The organism is Hyphomicrobium sp. (genome assembly GCF_047600905.1).
GTDB lineage: Bacteria > Pseudomonadota > Alphaproteobacteria > Rhizobiales > Hyphomicrobiaceae > Hyphomicrobium_B.
Genome location: NZ_JASGKD010000001.1, coordinates 1,439,636 through 1,461,660, shown reverse-complemented (window position 1 = coordinate 1,461,660; position 22,025 = coordinate 1,439,636). Strand labels below are relative to the sequence as shown.

General features: G+C 62.1%; 26 protein-coding genes. 24 read left to right on the top strand and 2 right to left on the bottom strand.

Features of this window, described 5'->3' with window-relative positions:
- Nucleotides 1–30: 30 nt before the first annotated feature.
- The 22 genes from rplF to QM780_RS07130 all read left to right on the top strand — a co-directional run bounded on the left by rplF (nt 31) and on the right by QM780_RS07130 (nt 17,670).
- Complete coding sequence (gene rplF, locus QM780_RS07235; protein ID WP_415069802.1) at nt 31–573, top strand: 50S ribosomal protein L6; 543 nt, start codon at nt 31–33, stop codon at nt 571–573.
- An 11-nt stretch (nt 574–584) separates the two neighbouring features.
- The gene (gene rplR / locus QM780_RS07230) at nt 585–947 is read left to right on the top strand and encodes a 50S ribosomal protein L18 (RefSeq protein WP_415069801.1); all 363 of its coding nucleotides are present in this window, start codon (nt 585–587) and stop codon (nt 945–947) included.
- Between the two features lie 24 nt (nt 948–971).
- The gene (gene rpsE, locus QM780_RS07225) at nt 972–1,547 is read left to right on the top strand and encodes a 30S ribosomal protein S5 (RefSeq protein ID WP_415069800.1); all 576 of its coding nucleotides are present in this window, start codon (nt 972–974) and stop codon (nt 1,545–1,547) included.
- 137 nt (nt 1,548–1,684) lie between these two features.
- Complete coding sequence (gene rpmD, locus QM780_RS07220; protein WP_415069799.1) at nt 1,685–1,873, top strand: 50S ribosomal protein L30; 189 nt, start codon at nt 1,685–1,687, stop codon at nt 1,871–1,873.
- Nucleotides 1,874–1,878: 5 nt separating this feature from the next.
- The gene (gene rplO, locus QM780_RS07215; protein WP_415071983.1) at nt 1,879–2,433 is read left to right on the top strand and encodes a 50S ribosomal protein L15; all 555 of its coding nucleotides are present in this window, start codon (nt 1,879–1,881) and stop codon (nt 2,431–2,433) included.
- A gap of 132 nt (nt 2,434–2,565) precedes the next feature.
- Nucleotides 2,566–3,909 carry a preprotein translocase subunit SecY gene (secY, locus tag QM780_RS07210; RefSeq protein ID WP_415069798.1) on the top strand — a complete coding sequence of 448 codons (1,344 nt, stop codon included), beginning with the start codon at nt 2,566–2,568 and terminating at the stop codon, nt 3,907–3,909.
- Entirely contained in the window at nt 3,906–4,499 is a 594-nt protein-coding gene (locus QM780_RS07205) for an adenylate kinase (protein WP_415069797.1), read from the top strand. Before secY ends, QM780_RS07205 begins: the two co-directional genes overlap by 4 nt.
- A 189-nt stretch (nt 4,500–4,688) precedes the next feature.
- Nucleotides 4,689–5,066, top strand: coding sequence for a 30S ribosomal protein S13 (gene rpsM / locus QM780_RS07200; protein WP_415069796.1), 378 nt, complete (start codon nt 4,689–4,691; stop codon nt 5,064–5,066).
- A gap of 84 nt (nt 5,067–5,150) precedes the next feature.
- On the top strand, nt 5,151–5,552 hold the full coding sequence (gene rpsK, locus QM780_RS07195; protein ID WP_290986424.1) for a 30S ribosomal protein S11: 402 nt from the start codon (nt 5,151–5,153) through the stop codon (nt 5,550–5,552).
- Nucleotides 5,553–5,658: 106 nt separating this feature from the next.
- On the top strand, nt 5,659–6,681 hold the full coding sequence (locus QM780_RS07190; RefSeq protein ID WP_013948166.1) for a DNA-directed RNA polymerase subunit alpha: 1,023 nt from the start codon (nt 5,659–5,661) through the stop codon (nt 6,679–6,681).
- A 246-nt stretch (nt 6,682–6,927) separates the two neighbouring features.
- A complete protein-coding gene (gene rplQ, locus QM780_RS07185; protein WP_415069795.1) occupies nt 6,928–7,353 on the top strand; it encodes a 50S ribosomal protein L17 in 426 nt (141 codons plus the stop codon).
- A gap of 327 nt (nt 7,354–7,680) precedes the next feature.
- Nucleotides 7,681–8,706 (top strand): NAD-dependent epimerase/dehydratase family protein, encoded by a 1,026-nt coding sequence (locus QM780_RS07180; protein WP_415069794.1) that lies wholly within the window; start codon nt 7,681–7,683, stop codon nt 8,704–8,706.
- Nucleotides 8,707–8,807: 101 nt separating this feature from the next.
- Nucleotides 8,808–10,241 carry a Do family serine endopeptidase gene (locus QM780_RS07175; protein WP_415069793.1) on the top strand — a complete coding sequence of 478 codons (1,434 nt, stop codon included), beginning with the start codon at nt 8,808–8,810 and terminating at the stop codon, nt 10,239–10,241.
- 193 nt (nt 10,242–10,434) lie between these two features.
- Nucleotides 10,435–11,088 (top strand): polymer-forming cytoskeletal protein, encoded by a 654-nt coding sequence (locus tag QM780_RS07170; protein WP_415069792.1) that lies wholly within the window; start codon nt 10,435–10,437, stop codon nt 11,086–11,088.
- Between the two features lie 174 nt (nt 11,089–11,262).
- Entirely contained in the window at nt 11,263–12,579 is a 1,317-nt protein-coding gene (locus QM780_RS07165; protein ID WP_415069791.1) for a replication-associated recombination protein A, read from the top strand.
- Between the two features lie 217 nt (nt 12,580–12,796).
- The gene (locus QM780_RS07160) at nt 12,797–13,444 is read left to right on the top strand and encodes a ParB-like protein (RefSeq protein WP_415069790.1); all 648 of its coding nucleotides are present in this window, start codon (nt 12,797–12,799) and stop codon (nt 13,442–13,444) included.
- A gap of 42 nt (nt 13,445–13,486) precedes the next feature.
- Nucleotides 13,487–14,176: a VIT family protein gene (locus QM780_RS07155; protein WP_415069789.1), complete on the top strand. Its 690-nt coding sequence runs from the start codon at nt 13,487–13,489 to the stop codon at nt 14,174–14,176.
- 135 nt (nt 14,177–14,311) lie between these two features.
- Nucleotides 14,312–15,307 carry an RluA family pseudouridine synthase gene (locus tag QM780_RS07150; protein WP_415069788.1) on the top strand — a complete coding sequence of 332 codons (996 nt, stop codon included), beginning with the start codon at nt 14,312–14,314 and terminating at the stop codon, nt 15,305–15,307.
- A 15-nt stretch (nt 15,308–15,322) separates the two neighbouring features.
- Nucleotides 15,323–15,841 carry a DUF6790 family protein gene (locus tag QM780_RS07145; protein WP_415069787.1) on the top strand — a complete coding sequence of 173 codons (519 nt, stop codon included), beginning with the start codon at nt 15,323–15,325 and terminating at the stop codon, nt 15,839–15,841.
- Nucleotides 15,841–16,149 (top strand): DUF1272 domain-containing protein, encoded by a 309-nt coding sequence (locus QM780_RS07140; RefSeq protein WP_415069786.1) that lies wholly within the window; start codon nt 15,841–15,843, stop codon nt 16,147–16,149. The genes QM780_RS07145 and QM780_RS07140 overlap by 1 nt, the downstream gene beginning before the upstream one ends.
- Before the next feature lie 37 nt (nt 16,150–16,186).
- Nucleotides 16,187–16,867 carry an HAD-IA family hydrolase gene (locus tag QM780_RS07135; RefSeq protein ID WP_415069785.1) on the top strand — a complete coding sequence of 227 codons (681 nt, stop codon included), beginning with the start codon at nt 16,187–16,189 and terminating at the stop codon, nt 16,865–16,867.
- The gene (locus QM780_RS07130; RefSeq protein WP_415069784.1) at nt 16,864–17,670 is read left to right on the top strand and encodes an ATP12 family chaperone protein; all 807 of its coding nucleotides are present in this window, start codon (nt 16,864–16,866) and stop codon (nt 17,668–17,670) included. Before QM780_RS07135 ends, QM780_RS07130 begins: the two co-directional genes overlap by 4 nt.
- Here QM780_RS07130 and QM780_RS07125 read toward each other — a convergent pair.
- Nucleotides 17,667–18,965: a hemolysin family protein gene (locus QM780_RS07125; protein ID WP_415069783.1), complete on the bottom strand. Its 1,299-nt coding sequence runs from the start codon at nt 18,963–18,965 to the stop codon at nt 17,667–17,669. The genes QM780_RS07130 and QM780_RS07125 overlap by 4 nt on opposite strands.
- 287 nt (nt 18,966–19,252) lie before the next feature.
- Here QM780_RS07125 and QM780_RS07120 point away from each other — a divergent pair, with 287 nt between their 5' ends.
- Entirely contained in the window at nt 19,253–19,960 is a 708-nt protein-coding gene (locus tag QM780_RS07120) for a DUF2750 domain-containing protein (RefSeq protein WP_415069782.1), read from the top strand.
- A 126-nt stretch (nt 19,961–20,086) separates the two neighbouring features.
- Nucleotides 20,087–21,619: an acyl-CoA carboxylase subunit beta gene (locus tag QM780_RS07115; protein ID WP_415069781.1), complete on the top strand. Its 1,533-nt coding sequence runs from the start codon at nt 20,087–20,089 to the stop codon at nt 21,617–21,619.
- Nucleotides 21,620–21,661: 42 nt separating this feature from the next.
- Here the strand turns inward: QM780_RS07115 and QM780_RS07110 are convergent, their stop codons facing one another.
- The gene (locus QM780_RS07110) at nt 21,662–21,913 is read right to left on the bottom strand and encodes a hypothetical protein (RefSeq protein WP_415069780.1); all 252 of its coding nucleotides are present in this window, start codon (nt 21,911–21,913) and stop codon (nt 21,662–21,664) included.
- Between the last annotated feature and the right edge of the window lie 112 nt (nt 21,914–22,025).

The window sequence follows — 22,025 nt, the reverse complement described above, 5'->3', positions numbered from 1 at the left end:
GGCCTCGGCGAAACAAGGTTTGAAGAAGCCATGTCGCGCATCGGTAAGAAACCCGTTCCGGTCCCGTCGAACGTAACGGCGACGATCACCGGTCAGACCGTCAAGATGAAGGGCCCGAAAGGCGAACTCGCCTTCACGGTTCCCGACGCTTTGAAGGTCCAGAGGACCGACGAAGGCATCGACGTCAGCCTTCTCGAAGACACCAAGCTCGCACGTTCGAAGTGGGGCATGTCGCGGACCCAGATCGCGAACCTCATCAAGGGCGTGACCGACGGCTACAGCCACGACCTCGAAATTCATGGCGTCGGCTTCAAGGCGGCGATGAAGGGCAAGGACACGCTGACGCTTTCGGTCGGCTACAGCCACGACGTCGTGCTGAAGATTCCGGCCGGTGTCGACGTCAAGGTCGGCGGCGCCAAGCAGGAACTGCTGACGGTTTCTGGCATCGACAAGCAGGTGGTCGGCCAAGTGGCGTCCGTCATCCGAGCATCGCGCAAGCCTGAGCCCTATCAGGGCAAGGGCGTGCGCTATAAAGGCGAATACATCCTCCGCAAGGAAGGCAAGAAGAAGTAGGATCGGCACCGATGGCCAACACCAATCAGAAAACTGCGAACCGCCGCGCGCGTGTTCGCCGCGCCGTCAAGGCAGCCGCCAATGGCCGCCCTCGGCTTTCCATTCACCGTTCGTCTGCGAACATCTACGCGCAGGTGATCGACGACGTGAAGGGCGTAACGGTCGCTGCCGCTTCGACGCTTGAAAAAGACGTCAAGGGCACGGTCAAGACGGGAGCCGACAAAGCTGCTGCGGCAGCCGTCGGCAAGCTCGTCGCCGAGCGCGCGATCAAGGCCGGCGTCACCGAGGTCGTCTTCGACCGCGGCGGCTTTCTGTTTCATGGGCGCGTCAAGGCGCTCGCCGATGCCGCCCGCGAAGGCGGTCTGAAGTTTTAAGAGATACCCGAGAGGAACGAGATCGTGGCACGTGGACCCCAAAGAGAACGTGGCAAAGACCGCGAGGAACGCGACAGCGAGTTTTCCGATAAGCTCGTGCACATCAATCGCGTTGCCAAGGTCGTCAAGGGCGGTAAGCGCTTCGGCTTTGCTGCGTTGGTCGTCGTCGGCGACCTGAAGGGCCGCGTTGGCTTCGGTCACGGCAAGGCGCGTGAAGTGCCGGAAGCGATCCGCAAGGCGACGGAAGGTGCCAAGCGCAACCTTCTCCGCGTGCCGCTGCGCGATGCCCGCACGCTTCACCATGACAGCGTCGGCCGTCACGGCTCGGGCAAGGTGATCCTTCGCTCGGCGCCTCCCGGCACCGGCATCATCGCCGGCGGCGCCATGCGCGCCGTGTTCGAGATGGTCGGCGTGCATGACATCGTCGCGAAGTCGATGGGGTCGACCAACCCGTACAACGTCGTCCGCGCCACGTTCGATGCGCTGAAGGCACAGGAAAATCCGCGCGGCGTCGCCGCTCGCCGGAACAAGAAGGTTTCCGACATCGTGGCTCGCCGCCGTGACGGCTCGTCCGTCGTCGAGGCCGGTGCCGACGTCTGATTGAGAACCGCGCGGTTGCCGCGCCGCAACTGAAGCGCAGATACGCGCGGTTGCGATGTGGGCAACTGAAGCGCAGATAAAACGACGAAGCGGCTGTTGCAATGCCGCCGCTTCACAAAGGGATCTGAGGTTACGACATGGCGAAGAAAACGATCACGCTGACACAGGTGAAAAGCCCCAACCGGCGGCCCGAGCGGCAGGCCGAGACGCTGATCGGCCTCGGGCTCAACAAGCTCGGTCGCACCTCGACGCTCGAAGACACACCGGCCGTCCGCGGCATGCTGAAAAAAGTTCAGCACCTCGTGCAGGTCGAAGAAGGGAAATGACGACCATGCGTCTCAATGGCATCAAAGATAATCCCGGCGCGAAGAAAACGCGCGTCCGCATCGGCCGTGGTATCGGCTCAGGGTTAGGCAAGATGGGCGGCCGCGGCGGTAAGGGCCAGACGGCACGTACCGGCGTCGCGATTGGCGGCTTCGAAGGCGGCCAGATGCCGTTGCATCGCCGTCTGCCGAAGCGCGGCTTCAACAAGTGGCGCCCGCAGGATTTCAACGAGATCAACGTCGGCTCGCTGCAGCAGGCAATCGAAGACAAGCGCCTCGACGGCTCCAAGCCGGTTGACCTTAAGACGCTGATCGAAGCGGGCATCGTCCGCCGTCCGAAGCATGGCTTGCGCCTTCTCGGCGACGGCGAGATCAAAGCCAAGATCTCGATCACGGTTAACCATGCGTCCGCAAAAGCGAAGGAAGCCATCGAAAAGGCCGGCGGCTCTATTACGCTGATCGAGCCGAAGGTGATTGCGGCCGACGAAGAAAAGCGCAAAAAGTCCGAGGCCAAGAAGGCCGCCAAGGGCAAGAAGCCCGGCGCCGCGAAATCGGAAGAATGATACGCGCGGCCGGAGCGGGGGACTGATCCGGTCGAGGCGTTCGAGGCGGGGAGCACTGGAAACGGCGCGTTCCTGCCCCAAGTTGTGGTTCTGCCCGTTGGGCATGACCGCAACGGTTAGGAGAAGAGACCAATGGTTTCCGCTGCCGAGCAGCTTGCTTCAAACCTGAACTTCTCAGCCTTTGCCAAGGCGGAAGATCTGAAGCGGCGCCTGTGGTTCACGCTCGGCGCGCTCATCGTTTATCGCCTGGGCACGTTCATTCCGCTGCCCGGCATCAATCCCGCCGCCTTCGCCGAGACGTTCAAGTCTCAGGCCGGCGGCATTCTCGGCATGTTCAACATGTTCTCGGGCGGAGCGCTGCAGCGCCTCGCCATTTTCTCGTTGAACATCATGCCCTACATCTCGGCGTCGATCATCATGCAGCTGATGAGCTCGATTTCGCCGAAGCTCGAAGCCCTGAAGAAAGAGGGTGAAGCGGGCCGCAAGCAGATCAACCAATACACCCGCTATCTCACCGTCATATTGGCGGCCCTCCAAGCCTACGGCATCGCCGTCGGTCTTGAAGGATCGCGCAACGCGGCGGGCGCCGTCGTCATGGACCCGGGCGTCTTCTTCCGTGCCACCACCGTCATCACGCTGGTCGGCGGCACCGTGTTCCTGATGTGGCTTGGCGAGCAGATCACGCAGCGCGGCGTCGGCAACGGCACGTCGCTGATCATCTTCGCAGGCATTGTTGCTGGGCTTCCCGGCGCGCTCGTACAACTTTTCGAGTTGTCGCGCACGGGCTCGATCTCACCCGGCATTCTCGTGTTTTTCCTGGCGCTCGCGCTCGCGGTCGTCGCCGCGATCGTGTTCTTCGAGCGCGCCCAGAGGCGTCTGCTGGTGCAGTATCCAAAGCGCCAGGTCGGCAACAAGATGTTCCAGGGCGAGGCGTCGCATCTGCCGCTGAAGCTCAACTCGTCGGGCGTCATCCCGCCGATCTTTGCATCCTCGCTGCTGTTGCTGCCGATTACGGTCGCACAGTTCACGGCGGGGCAGGGGCCGGAATGGCTGAACGAAGCCGTCGCCGCGCTTGGCTCGGGCCAGCCGCTGCACATGTTGATCTATGCGCTGTTGATCCTGTTCTTCGCGTTCTTCTACACCGCCGTCGTCATCAATCCGAAGGAAACGGCCGACAACCTGCGCAAGTATGGCGGCTTCCTGCCCGGCATCCGTCCCGGCGAAAAGACGGCCGAGTACATCGACTACGTTTTGACGCGCATCACGGTCGTCGGCGCACTCTACCTGGCAGCGGTGTGCGTGCTTCCTGAAATCCTGACGTCTTACGCCGGCATCCCGCTCTACTTCGGCGGCACCTCGCTGCTGATCGCGGTCAGCGTCACGATGGACACCGTCGCCCAAGTCCAAAGCCACCTGATCGCGCAGCAGTACGAAGGTCTGATCAAGAAGGCCAAGCTTCGCGGAGCGCGGCGATGATCCTGATGCTGCTGGGGCCGCCGGGGGCGGGCAAAGGGACACAGTCGCAGCTCATCTCCGAGAAGCTCGGACTGCCCCAGCTCTCGACCGGTGACATGCTTCGCGCCGCAGTCAAGGCGGGAACGCCGGTCGGCCTCAAGGCCAAGAAGATCATGGCCGAGGGCGGCCTGGTCAGCGACGACATCGTCATTGGCATCATTGCCGACCGGATCGCCGAGCCCGATTGCGCCAAAGGCTTCATCCTGGACGGCTTTCCCCGCACGCTGCCCCAGGCCGACGCCCTCGATACCCTTTTGAAGTCCCGTGGCCGCCACATCGACTGCGTCATCGAGCTCAAGGTCGACGATACCAAGCTGGTCGAACGGATAGAATGTCGCGCCCGCGAGACGCTCGCGGCAGGCGGCACGGTCCGCGCCGACGACAACGCCGAAGCCCTGAAAACCCGCCTGATCGCCTACTACCGCGAGACGGCGCCGCTCATCGGCTATTATTATGCTCATAAACTACTCAAATCCGTGGACGGAATGGCGCAGATCGACGAGGTCAGCCGCCAGATCAGCACGGTTTTGAATCAATTCCAGGATGCTTGACAAAGAGAAAAGCACGCATTGACGGAACAGAAGACCCGAGGTAGAACACGCAACTTTCTTCTAGGGCTCAACTTGATCCGACCAGGGCTTGCAACCCCGGTTTTGCGGTCGTTGCGCCTATTGGCACTTGAAAAGACAAAGAAAACGGCATCGTTAATTCCGCACGAGATTTAGAGGCAGGAGACTGAAGTGGCCCGCATCGCAGGCGTCAACATTCCGACAAACAAGCGCGTCGAGATCGCGCTGCGCTATATTCACGGCATCGGACCGAAATTCTCGAAAGAGATTTGCGAGAAGTGCAGCATCCCGGCCGAGCGCCGCGTCAACCAGTTGACCGATGCCGAGGTTCTGCAGATCCGCGAAACGATCGACCGCGATTACACGGTCGAGGGCGATCTCCGTCGCGAAGTCCAGACCAACATCAAGCGCCTGATGGACCTCGGCTGCTACCGTGGTCTCCGCCACCGCAAGGGCTTGCCCGTTCGCGGTCAGCGCACGCACACGAACGCCCGCACCCGCAAGGGCAAGGCCGTTCCGATCGCCGGCAAGAAGAAGGCGACGAAGTAGTCGCGAGCTGGAATTCCGCGCGCCGCTGCCGGCGCGCATAACGTTTATTAGCCTCCTCGAACGAGGCATGGAGCAACGACGGTAATGGCCAAGGAAGCAGCAGCAGCGCGCGGTAAAGTCAAAAAGCGCGAGAAGAAGAACATCACGTCGGGCGTCGCACACGTCAACGCGTCGTTCAACAACACGATGATCACCATCACCGACGCGCAGGGCAACACAATTGCCTGGTCGTCGTCGGGCACGAAGGGCTTCAAGGGCTCGCGCAAGTCGACACCGTATGCCGCTCAGATCGCCGCCGAAGACGCTGGCAAGAAGGCCCAAGAGCACGGCATGAAGGTGCTTGAAGTCGAAGTTTGCGGTCCGGGTTCGGGCCGTGAATCGGCACTTCGCGCTTTGCAGGCCGTCGGCTTCCAGATCACCTCGATCCGCGACGTCACGCCGATCCCGCACAACGGCTGCCGCCCGCGCAAGCGCCGTCGCGTCTAAGACGATTTCCGCGGGCGCGCCATCCATTCGGCGCGCCGCGACGCATGCACCGCTATGAGATTCCGCGGCCCGCTCCCCCGTCCGCGCAAAACTAACGAGGTATCTCGTGAACGTTCTCCAGAAGAACTGGCAAGACCTGATCAAGCCGTCGAAGCTTGAAATCCAAACCGGCCGCGACCGCTCGCGCATCGCGACCGTCGTCGCCGAGCCGCTCGAGCGTGGCTTCGGCATGACGCTCGGCAACGCGCTCCGCCGCGTGCTGCTCTCGTCGCTTCAGGGCGCCGCCATCAAGACGGTGCAGATCGACGGCGTGCTGCACGAGTTCTCGTCGGTTCCGGGCGTCCGCGAAGACGTGACCAACATCATTCTGAACATCAAGGAAATTGCGCTCCGCATTCACTCCGAAGGCGTGAAGCGCATGGTTCTGAAGAAGGAAGGCGCAGGCCCCGTAACCGCTGGCGACATCGAGATGTCGTCTGAAGTTGAAGTCCTGAACCCCGACCACGTGATCTGCCACCTCGACCAGGGCGCCGCGATCCGCATGGAATTCACGGCCGACATCGGCAAGGGCTACGTCGCCTCCGACCGCAACCGCCCCGAAGATGCGCCGATCGGCCTGATCCCTGTCGACAGCCTCTACTCGCCGGTCAAGAAGGTCTCCTACAAGGTTGAGAACACCCGCGAAGGCCAGATCCTCGACTACGATAAGCTGACGATGGTCGTCGAAACCGACGGCTCGGTCCGCCCGGAGGACGCCGTCGCGCTCGCCGCCCGCATCCTGCAGGACCAGCTCGCCGTCTTCATCAACTTCGAAGAGCCGAAGAAGGCACAGGAAGAGCAGCGCCATCCGGAGCTCGCCTTCAACGCCGCCCTTTTGAAGAAGGTCGACGAGCTCGAGCTTTCGGTGCGCTCGGCGAACTGCCTGAAGAACGACAACATCGTCTACATCGGCGACCTGATCCAGAAGACGGAAGCCGAGATGCTGCGCACGCCGAACTTCGGCCGCAAGTCGCTCAACGAGATCAAGGAAGTCCTCGCCACGATGGGTCTCCATCTCGGCATGGAAGTTCCGAACTGGCCGCCGGACAACATCGACGAACTGGCGAAGCGTTTCGAAGACCAGTATTGATTTGAATTCCCTCTCCCCACTCGTGGGGAGAGGGTTAGGGTGAGGGGCGGAAGCTTGCTCCGGCAATTGTTGCCGCCCCTCATCCCAGCCTTCTCCCCGTAAAACGGGGAGAAGGAGCATAGGCGAAGGTGAGGCCATAGAACCTCCCGCGCTGAACCGGATGGCGAAAGCCGACGGTCAACTCAAGCTTCGCGGCCAAGCCATTCAACAGGCACCGCGGGCCAACAATGTAAGGATGAAGACACTATGCGACACAAGAAACTCGGCCGCCGTTTCGGCCGCCAGTCCGGCCACCGCCAGGCGATGTTCTCGAACCTGGCTGCCGCCCTCATCAAGCACGAACAGATCATCACCACGCTGCCGAAGGCGAAAGACCTGAAGCGCGTCGTCGACAAGTACATCACGCTCGCAAAGCGCGGTGATTTGAATTCGCGCCGCCTCGCCGCCGCCCGCCTGCGCGACGACGACCAGGTCAAGAAGCTCTTCGACGTCCTCGGCCCGCGCTACAAGAACCGCAATGGCGGCTACACGCGCGTTCTGAAGGCCGGCTTCCGCTACGGCGATGCCTCGCCGCGTGCCGTCATCGAACTCGTCGATCGCGACGAGAGTGTGAAGGGCGCCGAGGACAAGGCCCGCCACGAAGCGATGCTCGCCGAGCAGGCACAGAGCTGATCGCAACAGCCCTCGAACTCGAAAAACAAAAACCCCGGCGCTGAGAGCTGCGCCGGGGTTTTGCTTTGAGGGCGGGATGATGTGCATCGTGTCAGGCGCGGGAATATCCTGTGAACGATGCCCATCTGGAAAATTGCGATGCCCTCTCCAGCTCGGTTGCCGGGTTTTTCGCGCGTTCCTGTTGCAGGTGTATGACGGCAGGCTTTCCGGCCGAACCGCGCATTTCCTCGCCGATCTGACATTGCTATTTGGCCGCGTTCTGCACGACTATCCCGTCTGAGCGGTGGCTCCGGCCGTGCCGCTCGCCGAGCAGCAGGTGTGTCCAGAATGCCGTCCGATCCTCAAGTCGTTGTCACAGGCGCCAGCGGCTTTGTCGCCAAGCACACCATCGCCGAGTTCCTGCGCGGCGGCCACAGCGTCCGCGGCACGCTCAGGAGCATGACCAAGGCCGAAGACGTTCGCCGCGCCGTGAGCCGTCTCGGCGCCGATCCGGCCAAACTGACGTTCATCGTCGCCGACCTCGTCAACGACGTGGGCTGGGAGGAAGCCGTCGGCGGCGCCAAGGCTGTCGTCCATACCGCATCGCCCTTTCCGATGACGCAGCCGGAAAACCCCGACGACATCATCAAGCCGGCGCGCGACGGCACCTTGCGCGTTCTGAAAGCGGCGGCGAACGCGGCCGTTCCGCGTGTCGTGCTCACGTCCTCGACGGTCGCGATTTTCTATCCCAGCGATCGGCCGAAGGGACACGTCTATTCGGAGGACGACTTCACCGACGAAACGCGCGCCGATCTCACGCCCTATTTCAAATCGAAGACCATCGCTGAAAAGGCGGCATGGGATTTTGCCAGATCTCGCGAAGCGCCCGAACTCGTCGTCATCAATCCGAGCTTCATCCAAGGTCCGGCGGCGGACGGCGACCTCTCGACCTCGCATGAACTTTATCGCATCCTGGCAAAAGGCACCTATCCGGCCGCGCCGAGCATAAGCTTCCCCGTGACCGACGTGCGCGATGTCGCTGCCGCGCATGTGGCCGGCGCCTTTCAGCCGGGTGTTGCCGGGCGGCGGTATCTGGTTGGCGAAGGCCGTCTGAGCTTGTTTGATCTCGGCCAGATCCTGGCGCGCGAACTGCCGGATCTGCGCTCCAAGGTACCCAAATTCGAGCTTCCCGACTTTGCCGTGCGGGCCATCGCCGTTTTCGACAGGAAGTTGCGGACCGTGCTGCCCGAACTCGGAGAAAAGAAAGCCTATAGCAACGCCAGGGCAAAGGCCGAACTGGGGCTTTCCCTGCGCAGCGCCGATGAAGCGGTCTCGGCGGCCGTCCGATCATTACGAGACCTTAGGTTGATCTGACCCCGGCCCAAACGTATCTCTCAGACCGGATTCGCCTCGCCGAGGCGGTGACAGGGCAACTGTGGGGCAGCCACGCTGAACCCATCCGGAAGAGCTGATCGATGACAATGAAGAAGTGGTTCCTGGTCTGCGCGGCCTTGGCGGTTGCAGCCGGTGTCGCGCCGAAATTCTTCGGCCCGGCGGAAGAGAGCTTTGCCGAAGAACGGGTTCCGCCGCCCTCGCGCGAGGCCGTGCAGTATTCCTATGCGCCGATCGTCAAAAAGGCGGCTCCGGCCGTCGTCAACGTCTACGTCCGTTCGCGCGTGCAAACCTTCGACTCGCCGTTCGCCAATGATCCCTTCTTCCGCCACTTCTTCGGCAATGCCTTCGGGCATCCATCCGAACGCGTGCTGAGTTCTCTCGGCTCGGGCGTCATCGTCAATCGCGAAGGACTCGTCGTCACCAACACCCACGTCATCAAGGGCGGCAGCGACGCCGCCATCCGCGTGGCGCTTGCCGACAAGCGCGAGTACGACGCCAAAGTCATCGCCCAGGACGACAAGGCCGACATTGCCGTGCTGAAAATCGAAGGCGGCGACGGCAATTTCCCATTCCTGCCGTTCGATGATTCCGATTCACTCGAAGTCGGCGATCTCGTGCTTGCCATCGGCAACCCGTTCGGCGTCGGCCAGACGGTGACGAGCGGTATCGTATCCGCCTTGTCGCGCACCGAGATAGGCCAGTCCGACAGCCAGGTCTTCATCCAGACGGATGCTGCGATCAATCCCGGCAACTCGGGCGGCGCGCTTGTCGATATGTCGGGCCGCCTCGTCGGCATCAACACGATGATCTATTCGCAATCTGGCGGCTCGGTCGGCATCGGCTTTGCGATCCCATCGAACCTCGTGCGCGTCTATGCCGAGAGCGCCGCCCAAGGCCGCAAAGTCGAGAAGCCCTGGATTGGCGCCAAGCTTGAGGTGATGTCGCGCGAGATCGCAGAAGGGCTCGGCCTCGACCGCGTCTCCGGAGCGGTCGTCACGAGGCTCTACGACAACGGTCCTGCCGCCGCCGCCGGACTCGAAGCCGGAGACGTCATCACCAACGTCGATGGCGTCGAGGTTCTCGATGCCCGCGCTGTCTATTATCGCCTGACGACGAAGGGCATCGGCCAGACTGCGCGGCTGACGGTTTTGCGCAACAAGAAGCCCGTCGAGATTGCGCTACCGCTGGTCGGCGCACCGAAGCCCGGCAAGAACGACGCCAAAAATCTTTCCGGCAATCACCCGCTCGACGGCGCACGCATCTCGAACATTCTGCCCTCCGTGGCCGACGAATTCGATCTCGACGACATCGGTGGCGTCGTCGTCACCTCGGTGCGGGACGGCTCGACGGCGCAGCAATTCGGCTTTCAGCCGGGCGATGTCATTGTTGCTATCGGCAAAGAAAAGATCGCAAACGTCGACGCCGCCGAGAGCGCCCTCGAAGGCCGCCGTCAGCTCTGGCAGATTTCCGTCAAGCGCGGCAATCGCGTCTTGCAGCTTCAGGTCCCGGGCTAGCGCGAGAATTTCGCCATCCTCGGTCGGAGCGGGGCGAAGCCACGACGAAGACCGGCTTCCCATGGCCGTTAACTTCGTTATCGCCAGAAAGGGTACTAGCACCGCCGACAAGCTGACAAAATCGTGGCCGACGTTGCGCCTGTGGCCCCGCCCTGCATCCGGGTCCTTGTCCTGCGTAACGGAGTAAAACGCGATGTCCGACAATCGTGGCGTGCTGATCATCGGGGAAGACGCCGTCCTGAAGGGCGAGGTCAAGAACGGACAGCGCATCGAAATCTGGGGCTACGTCGAAGGCGGTGTCTCATCGGCCGAGGTGATCGTGCAGGAGGGCGGTAGGCTCTTCGGCAACGTCAGCGCCGACAGCGCGGAAATCCACGGCACGGTTCAGGGCGATGTCCGCGTCCAGCAGCTGATCCGCATCAAGAGCACCGGCCACGCCACCGGCAAAATCAAATACGGCCGCCTGGCGATGGAAGAGGGCGGCGAGCTGACAGCGCACGTCCGTAATATTCCCCCGACCCTCGGCGGCGACCTTGACCTTACCGTATCGAAGGGCCGTTCGGTGCGCATCACGACCGCCGACCTCAACGCCCTCGATCCCGATGACCGGCCCGAAAATCTGACGTTCCATATTTCGAACGCGTCGGGCGGGCACGTCGCGCTGTCGAGCAGTCCCGCGCGGGCCGTCGCCACGTTCTCGCAAGCCGATCTCGAAAGTGCGCAGGTCTATTTCGTTCATGACGGCTCGGGGGCGGAGAAAGCCCGCTTCGACGTCGAAGTGACCGACGTCTCGGGCGCAAGCTCCGGCCGCCCCCAGACCGTCAACGTCGCCGTGCGAAACGATTGAGGCACGGTGTGCTCCACGAACAATTTCCGTCATCCCGGCGCAGGCCGGGATCCAGGCAGTAAGCCCACATCTGACGCGAGGAAGCCTGCCGGGTGCCGACCTACGTCGGCATGAGGTGAAGCCGGCCAAGACTGAGCTTTGGACTGCGGCCACGCGGCCTTATATAAGGCGCGCATGACCAACCTCTTCGAAGCCGCCGGACTGGAGAAAAGCGCGCCTCGGCCGCTCGCGGACCGTTTGCGCCCGAAAACGCTGTCCGAGGTCGTCGGCCAGGAGCACATCGTCGGCCCCGAAGGCACGCTGACGCGCATGCTGAAAAGCGGCCGCGTCCCGAGCCTGATCTTCTGGGGACCGCCGGGCTCGGGCAAGACCACGATCGCCCGCTTGCTCGCAGGCGAAACGAACCTCGCGTTCGAGCAGCTTTCCGCGATTTTCTCGGGCGTCGCCGAACTGCGCAAAGCCTTCGACCGTGCCAAGATCATGCGCGAGCAAGGCAAGGGCACGCTGCTTTTCATCGACGAAATCCATCGCTTCAATCGCTCGCAGCAGGACAGCTTCCTGCCCTACATGGAAGACGGCACGATCACGCTTGTCGGCGCCACCACCGAGAACCCATCGTTCGAACTCAACGCCGCTCTCCTGTCGCGCGCCAATGTTCTCGTTCTCAATCGTCTGACCGACGAAAACCTCGAAACGATCTTGGAGCGCGCCGAAAAGGAAGTCGGCCGTCCGCTGCCCCTCGATGATGATGCCCGCAGTGCCCTCAAGGGCATGGCCGATGGCGACGGCCGCTCGATCCTGAACCTCGTCGAAGATGTCTTCGCCGCCGTCCCCGCCAAGGCAAAGCCGCTCAACCGCGAAGCGCTGGTGAAGCTGGTGCAGCGCCGCGCGCCGCTCTACGACAAGTCGCGCGAAGGCCATTACAACCTCATCTCGGCGCTGCACAAGGCCGTGCGCGGTTCCGATCCCGATGCCGCGCTCTACTATTTCTGTCGCATGCTCGATGGCGGCGAGGATCGTTTGTTTCTTGCCCGCCGGATCGTGCGCATGGCCGTCGAAGACATCGGGCTCGCCGATCCCCAGGCCCTCGTCATCGCCAACGCGGCGAAGGACGCGTTTGATTTTCTAGGCTCGCCCGAAGGCGAGCTGGCGCTGGCCGAAGCCGTCATCTATGTTGCGACGGCGCCGAAGTCGAATGCCAACTACGTCGCCTACAAGGCCGCGATGCGCGCCGCGAAAGAGCATGGATCTCTGTCGCCGCCGAAGACGATCCTCAACGCCCCGACGAAACTGATGGAAGAGGAGGGCTACGGCTCCGACTACCTCTACGATCACGACCAGCCGGACGCGTTCTCGGGCCAGAATTATTTTCCCGACGCATTCAAGAAGCGCCCGCAGTTCTACGATCCCCCTGAACGCGGATTCGAACGCGAAATCAGAAAGCGCCTCGACTACTGGGCAAAGCTCCGTGCCGAACGAAATGGCAAATAACCCTAATCTTTACGTTTTGAGAAAGGCTTCCGTCATCCCGGCGCAGGCCGGGAGCCAGGCAAGCTCCCGCGTTTGATATTTTGCTGCGCGCCTCGGCTATACGCGTCACTCATCCAATCGTCGCATCGCCGTTTAACTTTTGGTAAGTCCGCTGATCGATCGATTTCGAGTAGGAAGGCTCTCGAAGTTTGGGTCTGTAACCTGGAAGGATCGTCCAATGGCGCAACAGAGCACCGAGCCCAACACGCAATCGCCGCAGCCGCTTCTGCACACCATCGCTATTGACGATTTGAGGCCGACACAGATGACCGTCGGCATGCGCGAGGTCGAACGCAAGCGCGCCGACTGGAAGAAGCTTGCGCCCGCCAAGACCGGCAGCTTCCTCGGCAATCATATGATCCCCGTCGTGCGCGGGCCGAAGAACCGCTACTACGTCATCGATCACCATCATCTCGCCCGCGCTCTGCACGACGAGGGCGTCGCGCAGGTTCTCATCTCGCCGGTCGCTGATCTGCGCGCTCTCGACAAGCAAGAGTTCTGGCGGTTCATGGACAATCGCGGCTGGACGCATCCATTCGATGCCGACGGCGAACGTCAGCCGCGCACCGAGCTGCCGAAGAGCATCTCCGACCTCGCGGACGATCCCTATCGCAGCCTTGCGGGCGAGTTGCGTTTCGCTGGCGGCTACGCCAAGGACGCAACGCCGTTCAGCGAGTTTCTCTGGGCCGATGCATTGCGTCTTCGCGTCGATGCGAAGACCGCGAAGAACGATGCCGAAACCGCGCTCACCCAGGCGCTGCAATTCGCAAAAAGCCCCGAAGCATCGTATCTTCCCGGTTGGTGCGGACCTCACGCCCGCTCATAGCGGGCCAAAACGAAAAACAGGGCCGCCGCAGGGAGTAAATCAATGTCGACGGCCGAAGGACATATCATCGAACGGGTGGGCTGGCTCCGCGCGGCGGTGCTCGGCGCCAACGACGGCATCGTTTCCACCGCGAGCTTGATCGCGGGCGTTGCCTCAGCCAACTCTTCATCGAAAGCAGTTCTTGTCGCCGGTATCGCCGGCCTTGTCGCGGGCGCGCTTTCGATGGCGGCTGGCGAATATGTATCGGTCAGTTCGCAGGCCGACGCGGAAAATGCTGAACTTGCCCGCGAGCGCAAAGAACTTGTAGACCAGCCGGCCTTCGAGCTTCAGGAGCTCGCGGATATCTACATCAAGCGGGGCGTCGAACCGTCGCTAGCGCGCCAAGTCGCCAAGCAATTGATGGCGCGCGATGCCCTAGGTGCTCACGCCCGCGAGGAGCTTGGCATTTCCGAATTGACGACCGCACGCCCGATCACCGCGGCCATGGCGTCGGCTGCCTCGTTCGCGGTCGGCGCCGCAATTCCCGTCTTGGTCGCTTTCATTTCGCCCGGCGGCCGGGAGACCCTGTTCGTGACCGGAGCATCTCTTGTAAGCCTCGCAGCCCTCGGCGCGATCGGAGCGCGTGCGGGCGAAGCCAATGTCTGGCGCGCCACCGTGCGGGTGACGTTCTGGGGAGCACTGGCCATGGCCATAACCGCCGCCATCGGCCATCTTTCTGGAGCCAGTGTGTGACGGCCGTGGGTCGCCGCACTTCCTAGCCGTCATTATCGGCGCTATACGGAACTCCCCGTTAAGGAATCCTCCTATGACTTTCACACCTCGCTTGCCGACGACATCGTCCGCGGCGGCACGACGTTGGACGTACTGATGACCGACACGCCCTCAAAGGTCGAGACCCTGCGCGTCGCGCACAGCGAAGCCGACATGCGCCTCGACCGCTGGTTCCGCGTACATTTCCCGGAGGTCGGCTACACTTATCTCCAGAAGCTGCTGCGCTCCGGCCAGGTTCGCGTCGATTCCAAGCGGGCGCAGGCGAACGACCGTTTGAATGCCGGCGCAGAAATTCGGGTACCTGCCATCGTCCGGCAGCCGAAGAATGCCCCGACCGGCGTCAAGCCTCCGCCCGGCGTCTCGAAGGGCGACCGCGATGCCATCGAGAAGATGATCCTATTCGAGGACGATCACGTCCTTGTCTTGAACAAGCCGTTCGGGCTCGCCGTCCAGGGCGGCACCGGCACCAAGAAGCACATCGACGGCATGCTTGAAGGCATGGCGGATCGCTTCGGCGGCGAGCGCCCGCGTCTCGTCCATCGTCTCGACCGCGATACCACCGGCGTTCTGCTTGTTGCCAAAACGCGCGAGGCGGCGGCAAAGCTTGGCCGCACCTTTCAGACGCGTTCCGCTGCCAAGACCTATTGGGCGCTCGTCAAGGGCGTCCCGAAGCCGCCGCAGGGCAAGGTCGAGGCTGCGCTCGTAAAGGCTTCCGGCCCCGACGGCGATCGCGTGCGCAAGGCCAAGCCCGGCGAGCAGGACGTCGCCATGCACGCGACCACGCACTATTCCGTCATTGACCGGGCCGCGCACAAGACAGCCTGGGTTTCCCTGAAGCCCGTCACGGGGCGCCAGCATCAGCTGCGCGCGCACATGCATCTCATCGGCCATCCGATCGTCGGCGACAACAAATACGAAGGCGACGTTCACATGCCCGCCGAGAACATCGACAAGAAGCTTCACCTGCACGCGCGCCGTCTCGTCATTCCGCACCCCAAGGGCGGCAAGACAATTGACGTGACCGCGCCGCTGCCCGAACACATGCGGCGCACCTGGGAATTGCTCGGTTTTGACGAAGACAAATTCGAATAGGAGACGCGCGCCGCTATGATCGAAGAATTCATCAGGTTCATTCTTTCGAATTTCACCCTGACATTCCTCGTTATCGGCCTGCTGTTCTCGCTCGTTGCGATAGCGCGCGCACCGAAACCCATCACCACTGCGGTCATCGTCGAGAAGCTGATTTCCTGGCACGTGTTCTGGGCGATCGGCGTCTGCTTCTTCTACAACTTCGTGATGCACTCGATTTTCGGAAAGACTGCGGCCGCGTTCATCGGCTGGGCCGACAGTCCGTTCCAGTTCGAGGTCGGAACGGCGAGCCTCGGTTTTTCTGTGGTCGGCTTTCTTGCGGCCTTCCGCAGCTTCGATCTTCGTCTCGCCGCCATTGTCGGACCGGCTTTCTTTGCCTTAGGCGCCGCAGGCGGCCACATCTATCAGATGATCACCGCGCACAATTTCGCGCCTGGAAATGCCGGCGTGATTTTCTATCTCGATATCCTTATTCCTCTGTTCGGATTTCTGCTCCTCTGGCTCGCGCATCGGTTTAGCCTGAACGGAGGGCATTGATGCTGGAACTGCGGCCAACGTGCGAAAACTGCAATCGCCCACTGCCGCCCGAGTCGAGCGAGGCTCGCATCTGCTCCTACGAATGCACGTTTTGTGCGCGATGCGTCGAGGATGTCCTCAAGAATGTTTGCCCCAATTGCGGTGGCGGATTTGAACCACGGCCGGTCCGCCCCTCGGTAAACTGGAACGGCGACAATTATCTGGGCCAAGACCCGGCAAGCACGGTCGTCAGGCATAGGCCGGTCAATGTCGGCGAACACACGAAATTCTTGGCCAAAATCAGGGAAATACCGCCGGAACGCCGCTGACGTTGCACACTGTCGCGCGCGTCGCTAAATACCCCCCATGAAACTCGTTGTTTTCGATTGCGACGGCACCATCGTCGATAGCCAGGCCGGCATCGTTTTGTCGATGGTGCATGCATTCACCGCCCTTCAAATGCCACCGCCGACGAGAGAGGCGACGCTATCCGTCGTCGGTCTCTCTCTCCCCGAAGTCTTCGCCGTATTGGCACCCGACGTCGATCGGGCAACGCGCACCGAGTTGGCCGAACGCTATAAGATGGCGTTTCGCGAATTGAAGCACGACCCCAACGACTCGGAGGTCCTGTTCCCGAACGCCAAGGAGACGATCGCTCAACTTGCAGCGCGCGATGATCATCTTCTCGGCATCGCAACCGGCAAATCGAGACGCGGCATCGACCGGCTGTTCGATCGCGAAGGCTGGCACGGTAGTTTCGCCACAATCCAGACGGCCGACGATCATCCCTCCAAGCCGCATCCCTCGATGCTTCAGCGCGCCATTCTCGAAACCGACGCAACGCCCGCCGCGACCGTGATGATCGGCGATACCTCCTACGACATGGCGATGGCGCGGTCGGCCGGCGTCGCGGCCATTGGTGTCGCCTGGGGTTATCACACCGTCGCCGATCTCGAAGGCGCAGGCGCGCACGTCATCGTCGAACGCTTCGAGGATTTGCCCCAGGCCATCGCCGATGTTCTGGCCCTCGAAAGCAGTGCGGCATGAGCGCGGAAAACGGCAACGGCAAATCGGAGCGCGACGCTGCTTCACCGCGTCCCTCTGGAGGTCCAGGCAAGACGCTGACCGATAGCCTGGCAAAGCCGCTGCCGAAACGCTTCTACAAAGAGGTGGGCATCAGCGATGCTGGCGCGCCGTTCCATGTGCTGCTCGACGGTCGCCGGATCAAAACGCCGAAGAAGCGGCCGCTCGCCGTCTCAACTCGCGCACTCGCGGAAGCCATCGCCGACGAATGGCGCGCGCAGGCCGAGCACATCGACCCCGCGCACATGCCGCTCACGCGCTTCGCAAACACGGCTATCGACGCTGTCGCCGATACGCTCGACGCCGTCGCCGACGACATCACCGCCTATGCCGGAAGCGACCTCGTTTGCTATCGCGCCGAGACGCCGGAAAAGCTTGTCGAGCTGCAGTCCGAGCACTGGGACCCGATCGTCGCCTGGGCGAATGAAACGCTGAATGCCGAGTTTCGCGTCATCTTCGGCATCGTTCACATCGCTCAGCCCAATGAAGCCCTCGCAGCTTATGCGCAGGCGCTCGAACCGCACGACGCGATGCGATTGACCGGCCTTCATGTCATCACCACATTGACCGGTTCGGCGCTGATCGCGCTGGCGCTCGCCCGCGAATGGTTGAGCGCCGATGTCGCCTGGAAGGCCGCGCACGTTGACGAGGATTATCAGATTTCGCTGTGGGGAGAGGATTCGGAAGCCATCGCCCGCCGCCGTGGCCGCCGCGCCGAATTCGACGCCGCCGTCAGGTTTTTGACGCTGGTTGGCAAGAGCGCTTAGGGCGCCAGCCGCCTGAGCGGCACCAGGCGGCTTGCCAGCACCTTATCGATGCGTCGCCCGTCGAGATCGACAACCTCGAAGCGCCACCCGCTGCTGTCGACATGCTCGCCGGTCTTGGGAATGTGATGCAGGTTCGCGAGCACGAAACCTGCGACTGTTTCGTACGAGCGATTGGCCGGAATCTCGATGCCGATCTTGTCGGCCATCTCGTCGACTGGCATGCCGCCGCCCAACAGCCACGAGCCGTCGTCGCGCTCGATCGCATAAGGCTCAAGACCCTCGGCGTCCGACTTGAACACGCCGGCGATGGCTTCGAGAATGTCGGCCGGCGTCACGAGGCCTTCGAAATCCCCGTACTCATCGTGGATCAGCGCCATCGGCACTTCGGCATCGCGAAGGACGGACAGAACGTCGAGCGCCGCCGATGTTTCCGGGATCATCGGCGCCTTGCGGATATAGGACTTGAGGTCCAACGCCTCGCCCTTGAGCACAGCAGTCAGCAGTTCGCGCGTCTGCACCACGCCGACCATTTTGTCGGTCGAGCCTTCGCCGACTGGCAGGCGCGAATGCGGCGTCGAGATCAGCCGCTCTTTGATGGCCTCTTGCGAGGCGGTGATGTCGATCCACACCACGTCTGTTCGCGGCGTCATGATGCCGACGACGGCGCGATCGGCGAGCCGCATGACCCCGGAAATCAGCTCGCCTTCGCCGCTTTCCAGCACGCCCGCGGTTTCCGCCTCGGCGATGACGGTTTTTATTTCCTCGTCCGTCACCTTGCTCTCGCTTTCCCGCGAAAGCCCGAGCACACGGAAGACTAAGCTGGTCGAGGTATCGAGCAGCCATACGATCGGAGCCGCGATCTTAGCGAAGCCCGTCATGATCGGCGCGACAACGCACGCAATCGCTTCGGCGTTCCGCAGCGCCAGCGTCTTCGGCACCAACTCGCCAATGATCACCGAAAGATACGTGATGATCGCCACCACCGCGCCGAACCCGACCGCATCGGCCAGACTTTCGCTCAAACCGAGAGCACGCAGCGAAGCGGCGGCGTCTTCACCGAACGTCTCGCCCGAATAGGCGCCATTGATCGTACCGATCAGCGTTATGCCGATTTGCACGGCTGAGAGGAAGCGCCCGGGTTGTGCGGAAAGCGCCAGCGCGCTGTTCGCACCACGGCGGCCGGACGCAGCCATGGCCTTTAGGCGCGGACGCCGGGCGGATACCACCGCCAGCTCCGACAGCGCAAAAAGGCCGTTGAGAAGAACAAGTGCCAGGACGATAAAAGCTTCGGTCACGACGTTCGCGGCCGGCGGATGTGCGTCCAAGCCACTCCAGGTTATTCGAGATACGCAATGGTATGGGGTCGGCCCGATCAAATCAAGGCCGCCGCCGCGCAACAAAATTCCAGCGTTATTGCGTGCGCGGCATGATTGTTACCGGCGTTCACCGTTGGTGCAGCAAGTCAAGGCGCCCCGGATGCTGCCACGGGCCGAATAAATACTGTTTGATCATGCCTTCGACCGGCTTGTCCTCAAGTCACCTTTCAAGAACACTTGCAAACGTGATTCGGGATCGATGATCGATGCTCAACGCGCCGCGCATTCCTGAGCTAGCGCAACGTGACCGGTTCGTGCGCCGCGCGGCCGCCGAAGGGCGCGTGCTGACGCTTGCGGACGAAGAGAACGCGTCCGTCCCTTCGCAGAAAGTGCCGGGCCGGACTGTCCAGCTTTTCTGGTCGAGCCCGATCGAAGCGGGGCGCTGGGCCGAGGCGCTCACCGGCAATCGCGAACTGCAGGAAATCTCGCTGGAGGTCTTTTCAACCGACATCCTGCCCGGCATCGCGACGGCAAAGGGCTTCGTCGGCACCGACTGGGTCTCCGATCCGATCGAAGCCGAGATCGATCCGCGCGACCTCTTGATCCGCCTAAAGACCGAGATGATCCCTCTCTATGCCGCCGCCGCCCGCGAGAGGGGTGAAGTTTACCTTATCGGCAACGCCGAAGGTCCGATGCTGACGCCGGGCACGCAGAAGCCGCGCTCTGCTGACCGGCTTCATGTCTTTGCGGCAAAGCCCGATGCCGAAGCCCACATGAAGAAGATCTCCGGCAAGCGCATCATCGCCGACCCGATTACCAATTTCCTCGGGCCGACGCTGTCGTGGGCGGCAGCCGAAAAACACCCCGTGATGATCGAGCCGATCCGGGGGGCGGGCTTCGTCGAGGTTAAGGCCGCCGAGCTGATCGCTCGGTTTGCGGCCGACGCGGCTCAGCCGACTGCCAAATCCGCCTGATTTCAAGGCTTCCGGCGCCGTTCTGGGCGGCCGCTAGGGCTCGCGACAACTCATCGTTTGCGCTGCATTAGAGCCATGCTAGAGAGCCCTCTCGGCATATTTCGTCCGGGCCAGCCAAGGGGTTCCATGAAAGACATCATCGACGAGCTCGAGAAGCGCAGAGATAATGCCCGCCTCGGCGGCGGACAGGCTCGCATCGACTCCCAGCATTCCAAGGGAAAGCTGACGGCGCGCGAACGCATCGAGCTTTTGATGGATGACGGCTCGTTCGAAGAATTCGACATGTACGTCGAGCATCGCTGCACCGACTTCGGCATGGAAAAGACCAAGGTCCCGGGCGACGGCGTCGTCACCGGCTGGGGCACCATCAACGGTCGCGTCGTCTACGTTTTCGCCAAAGACTTCACGGTTATGGGCGGCTCGCTATCGGAAACCCACGCCAAGAAGATCACCAAGATCCAGGATATGGCGCTGAAGAACCGCGCGCCGATCATCGGTCTGTTCGACGCCGGCGGCGCCCGCATCCAGGAAGGTGTCGACGCGCTCGGTGGTTACGGCGAAGTCTTCCAGCGCAACGTGCTGGCGTCGGGCGTCATCCCGCAGATCTCGGTCATCATGGGGCCCTGCGCCGGCGGCGACGTCTATTCGCCTGCGATGACCGACTTCATCTTCATGGTGAAGGATACGAGCTACATGTTCGTCACCGGTCCCGACGTCGTGAAGACCGTGACCAACGAAACAGTGACGGCGGAAGAGCTTGGCGGCGCCAAGGTCCACACGACCAAATCGTCGATTGCCGACAAGGCATACGAGAACGATCTCGAGGCGCTTCTGCAGATGCGCCGTCTGATGGATTTCCTGCCTTCAAGCAACCAGGCCGGTGTGCCGATCATTCCGACGCACGACAGCCCGGAGCGCATCGATCATTCGCTCGATACGCTCATCCCGGACAATCCCAACAAGCCCTACGACATCAAAGAGCTGATCCTGAAGGTCGTCGACGAGGCTGACTTCTTCGAAATTCAGGATACCTTCGCCAAGAACATCGTTACCGGCTTTGCCCGCATGGAAGGCGCAACCGTCGGCATCATCGCCAACCAGCCGACCGTGCTTGCCGGCGTGCTGGACAGCGATGCGTCCCGTAAGGCCGCGCGCTTCGTGCGCTTCTGCGATTGCTTCGAAATTCCGCTCGTGACCTTTGTCGACGTTCCGGGCTTCCTGCCGGGTACGGCACAGGAATACGGCGGTCTCATCAAGCACGGCGCAAAATTGCTGTTCGCTTATGCCGAAGCCACCGTGCCGAAGGTAACGGTCATTACCCGCAAGGCCTACGGCGGCGCGTACGACGTGATGAGTTCCAAGCACATTCGCGGTGACGTCAACTATGCGTGGCCGACCGCTGAAATCGCGGTCATGGGCGCGAAAGGCGCAGCGGAAATTCTTTATCGCTCCGAGCTATCGGACCCGATCAAGATTCAGGCGCGCATCGACGAATATAAAAAGCGCTTTGCCAATCCGTTCGTCGCCGCCGAGCGCGGCTACATCGATGAAGTCATCACGCCCTCAGCGACGCGCAAGCGCCTGTGCCGTGCCCTCAACATGCTGCGCAACAAGACGCTCGAAAACCCCTGGAAGAAACACGACAACATTCCGCTTTGAGATTAACGCGGGCGGCAGCGTAAAACCGCCGCCCGCAGCGACTTAAAGTTTGACCCAAACGCCGCCGCGCCAATAGCCGCGGCCTTGATGCTCACGCCAGCGATAGTGGTCGTTTTTGCTCCACTTCCAGCTATCGGGATAAACGCGCAGATTGAGCCCTGGCTCGTATTTGTAATGCTCCCTCACGTGCCAGCAGTCGCCGTCCGCGTTGCAGACGATCGCAGCCGACGCCGCCGTTGCGGTCAACGCCAGCATTCCTGACGCCACTAGCGCAGCCGTTGTCACAAGCTTCATGGATCGGTCCTCTCTTTTACCTTGGGGTGCTTCCCAAAACCGGTTCAAGACAGGATGGTTTCAACGCGCGAATGCGTTTGTCCCATTTGTAAGGAAGATGAATGGTTCGGGC